Here is a 13,586-nt window from a genome sequence, read left to right on the forward strand (position 1 = left end):
AGCGATGTGGCTTATCGACTCACCGACAACGCCAACTACCATACAACGGAACTTGATACCATTACCCACCTCTTCGGTCGCAACTATGATGGTTGTTCGTTTATCACCGGTCTTGGTGTCAAACAACTAATAGGAAAAACGACCAAGTAGAATTTTCACTCAACGAAATAGCCATCAACTGACAAGCCCCATTGACCTTCGCCCCCGCATTTGCAAGGGAATAGAGGATTCGTATCGAAAGATATGTCTTATTCTTGTTTACTTGTAAACTTGTCTACTAGTCAAATCAATAGACAAGTTCTTCCCTTCCCACTCCCCATTTGTCCTCCCTTGCTTCGGGAGAGGACTGGAGAGAGGTTATTGCAACGGCTTTGCAGCATTGTTGTAAAGCCCGAACAGAAAGACTGAAAAGCCTATACAGCAACACTGCTACGGCTCATCAGTAAATAAAGGAAAATGAGTTTAGGATGCAAGTTCTTGTCATTTTCCCGTTTATTTCTTATCTTTGCAACCCAAAACAGTAATTATTAATCACTCAAAAAAATGAACACAATTATTTTAGCATTCACTATTTTCTTTGCGTTACGCCTTGTATCATTGGCTTATTCCATCTACAACGAGAAACGAATTGTCAAGGCCGGAGCAGTGCAATACGGCAAAACAAACTCCCTGTTACTCACCCTTGCCCACATTGCCTATTATTTTGGTAGTTTGTACGAGGCCTATGTTGGCGGACATACATTCGGTACATGGGCTTGGGCAGGTGTCGGTGTCATGACATTTGCCTACATCATGCTTTTCTACGTCATCTACCAACTACGCGACGTGTGGACGGTGAAGCTCTACATCGTGCCCAACCACCACATCGTCACAAGCTTCTTATTCCGCACTGTGCGCCATCCCAACTATCTCCTTAACATCATTCCGGAGCTCATCGGTGTGGCTCTACTCTGCCAGTCTTGGTTTACATTGACCATCGGATTTCCACTCTACTGCTGTCTATTGGCTGTCAGAATACGTCAAGAGGAAAGAGCTATGGCCGATTTGTGGAAACAATAAGAAACTAATATTCATCGCATGATCAATTCAATCAATATGAAACATCTCATCACGATTATCACATTACTATTCAGTATCAATCTAGCTGTATCGGCACAACATGCCAAAGCCGACCGAATCATCGGTACCTACATGACCGAGGGCGACAAAGGCAAGGTGGTCATCAGCAAAAACGGCAACGTATACAACGGTAAATTGGTATGGTCTATCACGCCCGGTGCACTCGACAAACACAATCCCGTTCCTGCCGAACGTACAAAAAAGCTGGCTGGAAAGAACATTATCACAGGCTTTCAATATACCGATGGCGACGTATGGGAGAAAGGGAAGATATACGACCCTGAAAGTGGGAAAACCTACAAGTGCAAGATTACCATGAAACCTAATGGCGACCTCATCGTAAGAGGATTCATCGGCATCTCGCTACTGGGCAGAAACACCGAGTGGAAACGAGCAAAATAAGAGCCCGGTATTCCTGCTATACACATAGAAATGACAAAGGCCGCAAATCGCTTCAATACGATTTGCGGCCTTTATTATAGGGAAACAACTTACTTACTTCTTGAGAAAGACTTTCGACAACCACTTACGTACGGGCATATCATAGTAATGCAACAGCACGTAGGCAAGAATAATGTTGGCGATAAGAATAGGAACGCCTACCGGCAAAGCCTGCTCCAAGGGCACATGATTATTCCATACCCACGCATAGAAGAGATAAAGCGAGGGGTAATGGATGGCATAAACAGGATAAGAGACGTCGCCCAAGAACTTACAAATCCAAGCCGATCGTTCGTCGGTAACGCTGCCCGATGCACCCAACCACACCAAAATGGGAAAGAATACAACCACGGCTACAGCATCGTAGATACCATTGGCCACAGCCGTTTCACCAAACTGCAAGTATGGCATAGCCGTCAATACCACGACAAACAGACCACAAATCCAGAAAGCACCGCGTATTTTGACCGGTCGGAACACACGCGACATGAGCAGACCGGCCGTATAACAGAAGAGCATTAAGAGCATTCCGGCATAGTGGAGGCCGTCGGCCATGGTCCAACCTACACCAAGATGGTAGCTTCCGGAACCATTTCCGATAGAGTACCAAGCCAAGCCGACACCCATCAAAGCGGTGAGAACAGCCAGCACTTTGGTTGGTAATCGGTGGATAAAGAGGGCATACAAGATATTCCCGATGTACTCCATGAAAAGCGACCAATACGGTCCGTTGAGCGGAAAAAGTTCACCATTGCCTCTAACTTCGATTCCGGCACCGGGCGCAGCGGGTATCATAAACATGGTACAAAGCATGGCCAACATCACCAAAGAGGTGGCTACATGGCTTCCATCCCACTTCACGCTGCCCTGCACGAGAAAGGAGATGGTGCCCAAAACGACACCAGCAATCACCATCGGATGCAAACGGATGAGTCGGCGTTTACAAAATTCACCTATCGACATGCGATTCCAACGGTCGTCGTAAGCATAACCGATAACGAAACCGGAAAGGATGAAGAAGAAAGGAACGGCCAAATAACCGTGGTTCCAAATCTGATCGGAGGGACTAGTAGCAAATCCTTCAAACAGATGGTAGATTAAAACCATGAGGGCAGCAATCCCACGCAAGCCGTCAAGAATGTCATAATGCGGTTTCGTGTCTGCAAAAGATGCAGCCGAAACGAGTTTAGTCATATTGTAGTTTGGTTTATTTCACAGGGATAGACACGAAACTTATCTCCTCGTAAGCATCGTTGATGCCATGTTCAAAGATCACCCCAACGTGATGAGCATCGAGCTTTACGATGTCAGAATAAGCCGAATGACCGGGATATATGGTCGTCATCAATTGCCAATGTCGGCCTCCATCAACACTCTTATGAATGGAAAGATTCTTTCGCTGTAACGAATGAGGATTGGAAAAAAGAAGTGTATGCTTGTTGAATGCCAAAATACTACCTTGACAGACAGGCTCTATCAAGTCGTCGTGGAACTGCATCTGCCCCATCGTCTTACCCCCATCACGGCTTAAAGCATAGGCGCGGACATGGGGATGTTGTGGATTGTAGTTGCGCATATTAAGCATCAAACGGCCATCGGACAACTCTACAACGCTGCTCTCATTGCCACCTTTCTCTTCTACAAGGCCACCTAAATGCCACGTCTTACCGGCATCGTCTGAATAAATAAGATGAGAATTATAGGTATTATCGCCCAAAGAAGAGTGATTGGCAGGCACAACCAAGCGCCCACGATGCGTATATCGCAACTGTATACCATGGCAAGGACCAGTGGCATACCATCCCCACGCAGGCGATTTCACGCTATCGGTAATCTCCTTAGGGGCCGACCAATGTCGTCCATCGGGCGTAGACGTAAGCACATAAACGCGACGTGGATAGCGCGAAGAGCCTGCCATCAGCTGAGATTCGGTATCTTTGCCATCGTTCCAACAACACACCAACACCACCTGCTTGCGCTGTGAATCGTAGATGGGAACCGGATTTCCGCAAACATCGTCGCCTGCATCCCACACAACAAAGAGGTCGCTCCACGTCTTCCCATTGTCTTTAGACGACTTCATCACTATATCTATGTTCCCCGTATCGGAACATCCATGACGCCGTCCTTCGGCAAATGCCAATAAATATTTAGGAGTGCGGATGATGGAAGGTATGCGAAAACAAGCATACCCAGCCTCACCACGAGAAAAAACAGTTGACAGTTGCGCACACAAAGTCAACTGTATCATGATAAACTGTATGATTAAAAAGAGCCGTTTCAAGGTTTCTGATACTTAGTTAGTTAGCCATTTCAGACATAAACTTGATTCTCACAAGTCTGATTTCATCCTCGGAATAGTCCTGACCTAGTTCTTTTAAGGCCGCTTCCATGCCGTCGGTCTCGCTGTCATGGAAATAGTCGTAGATATCATCTACATGGTCTTCGTCCATCACTTCTTCCAAGAAGTAGTCGATATTCAACTTCGTTCCACTGTAAACAATGGCCTCTACCTCTTCAAGCAGGGCGTCGAAATCGATGCCAAGAGCATCTGCAATGTCGTCTAACGCCACCTGTCGGTCGATATTCTGAATGATTTTCACCTTAATCATCGACTTCTTGGCCACCGTACGGACACGCAGTTCTTCGGGACGTTCAATGTCGTTGTCTTCGCAATATTGCTTGATAAGCTTCAAAAATTCATTTCCATACCGGTTGGCTTTGCCGATACCCACCCCTTGGATGTTCTTCAATTCATCCACACTGATGGGATACATCGTTGCCATCTGCTCCAAAGAGATGTCTTGGAAGATGACGTAAGCCGGTATTTGCATCTTCTGCGCGAGCGTCTTACGCAAATCCTTAAGCATCGAAAACAACTGAGGATCGAGCGCACATGTAGACTCTTCGCCCTCATCCTCGTCATACTTGTTGAATTCATTGTCCTCTACAATCATGAAAGATTGCGGATTCTTGATGAATTTCTTGCCTGCTGCGGTAAGTTTTAGAAGCCCGTAATTCTCCACATCTTTCTTGAGATAGCCGGCTATCAAGGCTTGCCGAATCACCGGATTCCATAGTTTGGAAGCGATTTCTTCACCGGCTCCGAACTCTTCTAATTGGTCGTGCTTATGCGAAACAATGTCATCGGTACCACGACCTTTCACGAAATCGATGATATACTCTTGTCTGAAATCTTCTTTCAGAACTTTCACAGCCTTCAGAATGACCAACAATGCCGTCTCACCCTCAATCTTTGTCTTGGGATGTAGACAGTTATCACAACTATGACAGTTATCATGTGGGTACTCCTCACCGAAGTAATGGAGGAGCATCTTACGCCGACATACAGAAGATTCTGCATATGCTGCGGTTTCTTGTAAGAGTTGTCGGCCGATGTCTTGCTCTGCCAATGGCTTGCCTTCCATAAACTTTTCGAGTTTCTGCAAGTCTTTATAAGCATAGAAAGCAATGCACATACCCTCGCCACCATCACGCCCCGCGCGACCGGTTTCTTGATAGTAGCCTTCCAAACTCTTGGGAATATCGTAATGAATGACAAACCTTACATCGGGTTTATCAATACCCATACCGAACGCGATAGTCGCCACGATGACGTCAATCTTTTCCATCAAGAAGTCATCTTGGGTCTGTGAGCGCGTCGCACTGTCTAGTCCAGCATGATAAGGTGCCGCCTTGATTTCATTGGCTAGCAACACCTGAGCCAACTCTTCAACTTTCTTACGCGACAAACAATAGATGATACCGCTCTTACCGGCATTCTGCTTGATGAAACGAATGATTTGCTTATCTATCTCTTTCGTCTTCGGACGTACTTCGTAATAAAGATTTGGACGATTGAAAGAGCTCTTAAACTCTTTCGCATCCATGATACCAAGGCTCTTCTTAATATCTGTACGCACCTTATCGGTGGCCGTAGCAGTGAGCGCTATGACCGGAGCGTTGCCGATTCTAGCAATTGTTGGACGAATATTTCGGTATTCAGGACGGAAGTCATGTCCCCATTCAGAGATACAATGTGCCTCATCTATGGCGTAGAAAGAGATTTTAACGGTTCTCAAAAACTCCACATTCTCATCCTTATTCAGCGACTCCGGCGCCACATAGAGCAGCTTGGTCTTCCCCATTCTCACGTCATCTACCACCTGTTGGATGGCAGCTTTGTTCAATGATGAGTTCAGATAGTGAGCCACTCCGCCATTCTCGCTCATGCCATTGACCACATCTACCTGATTCTTCATCAGTGCAATCAATGGAGAAATCACGATAGCTGTCCCCTCCATGATAAGAGATGGCAACTGATAACACAAGCTCTTGCCACCTCCGGTGGGCATCAATACAAACGTATCGTTACCAGCCATGAGATTACGAATGATAGCTTCTTGGTCGCCTTTGAACTTATCAAAGCCGAAGTAATTTTTCAATTGTTGGGTTAGATTAACTTCTTTCGTCATGTCAATAAGCAACTACTTATCCGAATAAGGAATGTCTTTCATTGTAAAATAGTATAAAGGACTGTAGGGACTCAGCCTTAAGCCGAGGCTAGTCCCTGCAGATGAGCCTTGTCCAACTGTGCTTTTGCATAGTCGAGTGACACTTCAAAGTTCTTCACATGTTTCGATGGAATCTCGAACATGGCATCCATGATCACCGACTCAACGATAGAACGCAGTCCACGAGCACCAAGTTTGTACTCCACAGCCTTGTCTACGATGAAGTCGAGCGTATCTTTAGCGAACGACAATTCAATGCCATCCATCTCAAAGAGCTTCACGTATTGCTTGATAATCGAGTTTTTCGGTTCTTCAAGAATGCGTCGCAAAGCATCTCTATCAAGCGGATTGAGATAAGTAAGTACCGGCAAACGACCGATAATCTCAGGTATCAAACCAAATGATTTCAGGTCTTGCGGGAGTATATACTTCATCAAATCCGTCTTATCTACGTTACGAACGTTCTGCACAGAGTTATATCCTACCACATGAGTATTCAATCGTTGCGCTATCTTACGTTCTATTCCATCGAACGCACCGCCACAAATAAATAGAATATTCTTCGTGTCTACGTGGATATACTCTTGATCCGGATGCTTACGACCGCCCTGTGGAGGTACGTTTACCATCGTTCCTTCGAGCAGTTTCAAGAGTCCTTGCTGTACACCTTCGCCACTGACATCGCGCGTAATGGATGGATTATCGCTCTTACGAGCAATCTTATCTATCTCATCGATGAACACGATACCGCGCTCAGCAGCTGGAACATCATAGTTAGCCACCTGCAACAAGCGGCTCAAAATGCTCTCAACATCCTCTCCTACATATCCTGCTTCGGTGAATACGGTAGCATCTACAATGGTAAAAGGAACGTCAAGCAACTTCGCTATGGTGCGAGCCAAAAGAGTTTTACCTGTTCCTGTGCTTCCCACCATAATAATATTGCTCTTCTCAATCTCCACTCCACTCTCGTCTTTCGGTTGTTGCAGACGCTTATAGTGGTTATAGACCGATACCGACAGATAGCGTTTGGCCTCATCTTGGCCTATGATATACTGATCAAGATATTTCTTGATTTCCTTCGGCTTCGGCACTTTCTTGAGTTTGAAGGCTTCTCCCTCCTTCTTTTCCTGAGCATTAGGAGTAGTGATGCCTGTAGACTTTACAATCTCATAGGCTTGTTGTGCACAGTTCTCACAGATGTATCCGTTGAGCCCTGTAATCAACAATTTCACCTCTTTCTCACTTCTTCCGCAGAAGCTACATACCTTTTTCTGTGTTGACATTTTTGCCTTCGTTTATTTCTTACGCACAAGTACGGTATCTATCATGCCATACTCCTTGGCCTCTTCCGCGTTCATCCAGTAGTTGCGATCCGAGTCTTGCCATACTTTCTCAAAGGGAGTATGCGAGTGATTTGATATAATGGTATAGAGTTCTTTTTTGAACTTCTGGATTTCCTTGGCTTCAATCTCAATATCGGAAGCCTGTCCTTGCACGCCACCAAGTGGCTGATGAATCATCACACGGCTATGAGTCAATGCCGAGCGCTTGCCTTCTTGACCGGAAACGAGCAATACGGCAGCCATCGAAGCAGCCATACCGGTACAGATAGTAGCCACATCGCTGGAGATAAACTGCATCGTATCGTAGATACCCAAGCCGGCTGTGACGCTTCCACCGGGGCTATTGATGTAAATAGAAATATCTTTTCCGCTGTCTACAGAGTCCAAATACAGCAACTGTGCTTGCAATGTATTGGCGGTATAGTCGTCAATTTCAGTTCCAAGGAAGATGATACGATCCATCATCAAACGCGAGAACACATCCATCTGTGTCACGTTCAACTGGCGTTCTTCCAAAATATAGGGATTCAAATATTGTGCCTGCGCCTTTACCACATCATCAATCATCATCCCGTTCATACCGAGATGCTTGGTGGCATACTTTCTAAAATCGTTCATTTGTTATTTTTTCCTTTCGTTTATGTAGATAAAAATAGAGGTTAACGACCCTCTTTTCAAATCTTGTAGGAACAAAGATAATAAAAAAAGTCGATAACCTCTTAATGATAAGAAGTTTTTTTATGTCGACAAATGCGAAAACTTCGCACCGACAACTTCCTTGAATTATTCTTCCATCAGTTTGTTGAAGTCGTCAAGAGAGATTTCTTTCTCGTTCAACTTCACAACATTCTTCAAGACAGCACCGAGCTTACGGTCAACAGCTCTGTTCACGAAGCCATCGAGATTCTCACGCTTCTTCAACAATTCCTGAGCTCCCTGCTCGATATATTCTTCAGGAATATTGTTCATACCGTACTGTGCAAACTGAGCACGAGTGGTCTCCTTAGCCGACTCAAGTACGTCTGCATCTTCCACCTTAATATTATGTGCTGCCACCAGCTGCTCCTTAATCAAGTGCCATGTCAACTCCTTGATGCTCTGCTCATAGTTCTTTTCTACGAACTCTTCGCCACGCTCCTTGTTGTTTTGCAGCATAACGCGCTTCAACAATGCATCAGGATATTCGAGTTTACCAACTTTCTTCTCGCAGTATGCACGTACATCGAGGATAAACTTGTAATCGCTATCGGTTGCCAACTGAGCCTTCAAGCCCTCAGCAATCTTATCGCGGAACTCCTTCTCATCCTTTACTGCATCCTTACCGAAGACACTATCAAACAATTCTTGGTCTACTGCATGCTTCTGGAAGCGCTGTATTTCTGTAATCTGATAGCTGAAATCACCGGTATGTTCGCCCACCTGTGCACGATCAATCTTCAACAATGAAGATACTTCTGTGTCGTTTTCAGGATATGCTTTGCGAGGATTGAAGGTAATAATATCACCCAGCTTAGCACCATCGAAGAGTTTCTTCTGGTCGTCTACCTTGATATAGCTAGGCATCAACGCCGCAGCCTCAACCGTGATACCACCTTCTTTGGTGTTACCCTGCTCGTCGAGCTCGCGCAAATCGCCTTTCAACATATCGTTTTCTTGATAGTCTTCAACCTTACCATAGTTGCCTGAGCGAGACGCAAACATATCTACTTGGCGATCGATAAGCGCATCGTCTACGGTAATATTGTAATAGTCAATCTTGTTATGACCATTCAAATCGCACTGGAATTCAGGTGCTACGGCAATATCAAAGGCGAATGTGTAAGGAGCTTCCTTTGATAAGTCTTGTGGTTCCTGCTTCTCTGAAGGAAGAGGTTCGCCCAACATCTGAATCTTATTGTCTTGGATATACTTGTAAAGTTGGTCACCTACGAACTTGTTGATAGCGTCCATCTTGGCAGACTCGCCGAATTGCTTCTTGATAAGTCCCATAGGAACCATACCGGGACGGAACCCCGGGAAGTTAGCCTTCTTGCGATAATCTTTCAATGTCTTCTCGACTTGCTCTTTGTAATCTGCTTCTTCGACTGTAACGGTCAACAGACCATTGATCTTGTCGGGATTTTCAAATGAGATATTCATCTTCGATGTTTTGTTTATTATTTATGTTTTTTATTATTCTTGTTCTTTCATTAAGCAAAGACCATGCCAAAAGCCGGTAACTGCCAATACTTTACAATGGGATGCAAAATTACAAAATTAACTGTGTTCCTGCAATAAGTTAACTTCTTTTTTAGTATTTCTTACAAATCTTATAGACGCCGCGCCGCTTTTCTCCGTATCTTTTATTATTTTTGCGGTCTATATATACGCAATACAAAATATAATAGGCATTAGATTATGTTGAAATTCAAGTACTCGCTCTTAGCAGCGATGGCCCTGCTATCGTGCACATTTACGTCTTGTATTCAGGACGAAGCACAGAATGCAGAAGCCGACATTACAGCTTGTGCTTTGCCCAATACAAGCATGCTCATTCGTACTCCGGTTATCACCAACGACGAGGTGAAGTTCTATATCAACGGTTGGAACGATGTAACCAAGCTCGCTCCCACTTTTACACTCACCGATGGAGCAACTATAGAACCAGCAAGCGGAACTGTAAGAAACTTCATGACACCCCAAACTTACACCGTCACTTCGCAAGACGGACAATGGAAAAAGACCTACAAAGTGTCTTTCATCTCTGACGACCCGGCCACAACGTATCATTTTGAAAAAATCAAATACTTCGTCGCAAAAGACTATGTACACGGGAATGGTCAAGATAAAGAGTACTACCAAATATTTACTGACAACACATCCGACGGCGGAATCATGGATTGGGCTAGCGGAAATGCCGGTTACAAGATAACACATAGCCAAGACGCCCCCGACACTTACCCCACTTGTCAAGCCGAAAATGGGTTCATCGGAAAATGCGTCAAGCTGGAGACAAAGGATACTGGCAAGCTTGGTAAGAGGTTCAAAGCACCGATAGCAGCTGGCAACTTATTCACAGGAGAGTTCTCCAGCAACCTCTTTGTAGCCAATATGGCCACACTAACCCACTTTGGTGTACCCTTCCGTAAGACTCCAACTTACCTGACAGGTTTCTACAAATACAAGGTAGGAGCAAAGGTTACCGATGCCAATCTAGACGAGGTAAAAGGTCAAAAAGATACATTCGACGTCTATGCAGTATTCTTCGAGACTTCTAAAGACACACCTTTTCTCGACGGCACAAACTCGCTCACAAGCCCCAATATCGTCTCTATGGCACGCCTCACCGAAAAGAAAGAGACCGACGAATGGACGTTCTTCTCCATCAAATTCCAACCCATGAACGGCAAAACCATTGATGCCAACAAGCTCAAAGAGGGCAAATACAGTTTGGCTATCGTCATGTCTTCGAGCATCGATGGCGCAAAATTCATTGGAGCAGTGGGCAGCACGCTCTATATAGACGAAATGGAATTGCTTTACGAATAACTTTAAACAATGAAAATCAAATTCACTTTGGCATTGCTCTTTGCAGCCGTAGCCACCAACATACAAGCGCAACAAGAGCGCGATCAAAACATTATCAACTCCGAGAAAAACGGATGGGAGTACGAAGTTCGTGCCGGTATCAACATCGGTGGGGCTACCCCTATCCCCCTTCCTGTCGAGATTCGCAGCATCGACAGTTATAATCCTAAGTTCGCAGGTTCGATTGAAGGTATCGTCACACACTGGTTTGATAGCCAAAAGCAGTGGGGCATGTCTGCCGGATTGCGTTTAGAGAACAAGGGAATGGAAACTGGTGCCACGGTCAAGAACTACAGTACCGAGATTATCAACGACGGTAACCGCGTTGCCGGCTACTGGACCGGTTATGTAAAGACCAAATATAGCAACACGTTGCTCACTCTTCCAGTCATGGCCAACTACCGTTTCAACAATCGTTGGAAGGTTCGTGCAGGCCTATTCGCATCGCTACGACTCGACGGCGACTTCTCCGGACACGTGTCAGACGGTTATCTGCGTCAAGGAAATCCCACAGGTGAGAAGATAGTATTCAACGATGGGAAGACCGCAACTTACGATTTTACCAACGACTTACGACGTTGGCAATGGGGCGCACAGATAGGTGGAACATGGCGAGCATACAAACATTTCTCGGTAAATGCCGACTTCACATGGGCTTTCTCCAATATCTTTAAGGGCGACTTCAAGACCATTACGTTCAATATGTACCCTGTATATCTAAACGTAGGGTTCGGTTATCAGTTCTAAGCAGACAGAAACAAAGGGCTACAAAGCCATACATTGAGCACCGGGGACAATCTAACGAAAATGGAGATTGGCCCCGGTTTACGTATCAAATAAATAGAATAACAATTGATAAACAATGCAAACCTAAAAGCATTCGGCTACATCGGGAGTATACTTTCGGACAAACATAGAGCCATTACTTATATACCATGGTTGTATGCAGTTTTATTTCATTCTATTCTTTTTAGAGTTTCCATTATCTCTGAATATATCTTTGGCTTCTTTTGTTCATCTAAGTTAACTCCTTCAATGATTTGCTTTATAAATCCTTTCTTATCAACAATAAAGGTTGTTGGATAGCTTTTAACTCCTAAAACATTATTTAAAATGATTAAAAACTTACCTGTCAATTCACTAGTTTTAATCTGAATATTATGAATATCAACAAAGTCTTTTAAAGGAAACTTTTTATTTAGCCATTGAGACTTAATCGTAAAATCGTCTTCATTAATAAATTTTATCATCCAAACAATGCTATCTCCTTTCTTAATATACTTAAGTATCTGAAAAGGCGATTTACCTGTTTTATACAAACTATCCATCTCAGACATTTCATAGTAAGTATTAGTCAAAGTCTCTCTAAATATATTATGCTTATTATTCTTAAACATAGGAGAATCTTTCAACGATGAAAATTGTCCAAATGAATCTATTTGATTGAATATCATTATTATGAAGAACAGGAGCATTCTAGTCGAATTACTTTTTCTCATAAACTTTATATTTAGTTTATGTGATTATATACAATATTGCAATTTACAACTTTCTATTTCGTGTTCAAAGCATTTTTTATCCTTTATAATACACTATAAGCCACGAAAAAAAGGAAATGACACAAATAAACAAATAGTTTATCAAAACATATCGAACTCTTACAAATATGCAATTGCCCAAAACCGTACGAACTTTGCCGTCCGGTGCGGGAGAATGCTAAGCGAAAATCGGGTAAACTTACAAACTCATCAACCCAGAAAACTACTCCGCTTCGCGCTTTCTCTTCTCTTCGTCTATCGTTTGGAAGTCTTTTTTGCGCAACACGAAACTGTTACTCAAGTATTTCTCACGTACAATCTTATTACTAGCCAACTCTTCCGGATTACCTTGAAACAATATCTTACCCTCGAATAAAAGGTAAGCACGATCAGTAATCGTGAGTGTTTCCTGCACGTTGTGGTCGGTAATCAAAATACCGATATTGCGATATTTCAACTGCCAGACGATGTGCTGAATGTCTTCAACAGCAATAGGGTCGACACCAGCAAAGGGTTCGTCGAGCATAATAAACTTTGGATTGATAGCCAAACAACGCGCTATCTCGGTACGACGACGCTCACCTCCCGACAGTTGATCGCCTTTATTCTTGCGCACCTTACCCAAGCGAAACTCGCGAATCAACGTTTCCAAGCGTTCAAGTTGCTGTTCGTGGTTGAGCTGTGTCATCTCCAATACCGACATGATATTGTCTTCCACACTCATCTTACGAAACACACTGGCCTCTTGAGGCAGGTATCCGATACCTTTACGGGCACGCTTATACACCGGATCATAGGTTATTTCCTCGTCGTTGATGTACACATGTCCCTCGTTCGGCACCACCAATCCCGTCGTCATATAGAACGAAGTGGTCTTGCCGGCACCATTCGGTCCCAACAATCCTACGATTTCTCCTTGTCGCACATTGATACTTACACCGTTGGCCACCGTGCGCTTTCCATAGCGCTTCACCAGTCCCTCGGTGCGCAACACCATTCTTTCTTCATCGCCATGCAACTGTACGTTGTCCGTCTCGTTCATCGTTTTATCATTTCGTTGT

The 13,586-nt window shown here is 44.2% G+C and carries 13 protein-coding genes; 5 read left to right on the forward strand and 8 right to left on the reverse strand.

All coding sequences use genetic code 11. The features are described from left to right. Positions 1-6 precede the first annotated feature (6 nt). The 3 genes from AC1EK4_RS08065 to AC1EK4_RS08075 all read left to right on the forward strand — a co-directional run bounded on the left by AC1EK4_RS08065 (position 7) and on the right by AC1EK4_RS08075 (position 1,521). Entirely contained in the window at positions 7-150 is a 144-nt protein-coding gene (locus AC1EK4_RS08065) for a hypothetical protein (RefSeq protein ID WP_156431113.1), read from the forward strand. A 393-nt stretch (positions 151-543) separates the two neighbouring features. Beyond that, entirely contained in the window at positions 544-1,059 is a 516-nt protein-coding gene (locus AC1EK4_RS08070; protein WP_036897936.1) for an isoprenylcysteine carboxyl methyltransferase family protein, read from the forward strand. A 36-nt stretch (positions 1,060-1,095) separates the two neighbouring features. Further along, positions 1,096-1,521, forward strand: a complete 426-nt coding sequence (locus AC1EK4_RS08075) for a DUF2147 domain-containing protein (RefSeq protein ID WP_036897962.1) — start codon at positions 1,096-1,098, stop codon at positions 1,519-1,521. Positions 1,522-1,614: 93 nt separating this feature from the next. On the opposite strand, the gene AC1EK4_RS08080 is transcribed toward AC1EK4_RS08075, so the two are convergent. From AC1EK4_RS08080 to tig, 6 genes are all read right to left on the reverse strand, one after another. Then, positions 1,615-2,754: an acyltransferase family protein gene (locus AC1EK4_RS08080; protein ID WP_480357753.1), complete on the reverse strand. Its 1,140-nt coding sequence runs from the start codon at positions 2,752-2,754 to the stop codon at positions 1,615-1,617. 13 nt (positions 2,755-2,767) lie between these two features. After that, the gene (locus tag AC1EK4_RS08085) at positions 2,768-3,811 is read right to left on the reverse strand and encodes a sialidase family protein (protein WP_156958394.1); all 1,044 of its coding nucleotides are present in this window, start codon (positions 3,809-3,811) and stop codon (positions 2,768-2,770) included. Positions 3,812-3,860: 49 nt separating this feature from the next. Further along, on the reverse strand, positions 3,861-6,035 hold the full coding sequence (recQ, locus tag AC1EK4_RS08090; protein WP_480357755.1) for a DNA helicase RecQ: 2,175 nt from the start codon (positions 6,033-6,035) through the stop codon (positions 3,861-3,863). A 77-nt stretch (positions 6,036-6,112) separates the two neighbouring features. Continuing rightward, positions 6,113-7,360 (reverse strand): ATP-dependent Clp protease ATP-binding subunit ClpX, encoded by a 1,248-nt coding sequence (gene clpX / locus AC1EK4_RS08095; RefSeq protein ID WP_480357757.1) that lies wholly within the window; start codon positions 7,358-7,360, stop codon positions 6,113-6,115. Between the two features lie 12 nt (positions 7,361-7,372). Further along, on the reverse strand, positions 7,373-8,038 hold the full coding sequence (gene clpP, locus AC1EK4_RS08100; RefSeq protein ID WP_036899445.1) for an ATP-dependent Clp endopeptidase proteolytic subunit ClpP: 666 nt from the start codon (positions 8,036-8,038) through the stop codon (positions 7,373-7,375). 165 nt (positions 8,039-8,203) lie between these two features. After that, positions 8,204-9,559: a trigger factor gene (tig, locus tag AC1EK4_RS08105; RefSeq protein ID WP_036899448.1), complete on the reverse strand. Its 1,356-nt coding sequence runs from the start codon at positions 9,557-9,559 to the stop codon at positions 8,204-8,206. 258 nt (positions 9,560-9,817) lie between these two features. Between tig and AC1EK4_RS08110 the strand changes: the two genes are divergently transcribed. Next, positions 9,818-10,948, forward strand: a complete 1,131-nt coding sequence (locus AC1EK4_RS08110; protein ID WP_480357759.1) for a PCMD domain-containing protein — start codon at positions 9,818-9,820, stop codon at positions 10,946-10,948. 9 nt (positions 10,949-10,957) lie between these two features. Continuing rightward, on the forward strand, positions 10,958-11,734 hold the full coding sequence (locus tag AC1EK4_RS08115; protein ID WP_036899455.1) for a porin family protein: 777 nt from the start codon (positions 10,958-10,960) through the stop codon (positions 11,732-11,734). A gap of 209 nt (positions 11,735-11,943) precedes the next feature. Here AC1EK4_RS08115 and AC1EK4_RS08120 read toward each other — a convergent pair whose 3' ends face one another. Together AC1EK4_RS08120 and lptB are read right to left on the reverse strand one after the other, a co-directional pair. After that, the gene (locus tag AC1EK4_RS08120; RefSeq protein ID WP_480357762.1) at positions 11,944-12,441 is read right to left on the reverse strand and encodes a thioredoxin domain-containing protein; all 498 of its coding nucleotides are present in this window, start codon (positions 12,439-12,441) and stop codon (positions 11,944-11,946) included. 307 nt (positions 12,442-12,748) lie between these two features. After that, the gene (lptB, locus tag AC1EK4_RS08125; RefSeq protein WP_480357764.1) at positions 12,749-13,567 is read right to left on the reverse strand and encodes an LPS export ABC transporter ATP-binding protein; all 819 of its coding nucleotides are present in this window, start codon (positions 13,565-13,567) and stop codon (positions 12,749-12,751) included. Positions 13,568-13,586 lie beyond the last annotated feature (19 nt).

It is taken from the genome of Prevotella sp. C0026C3 (assembly GCF_056590795.1).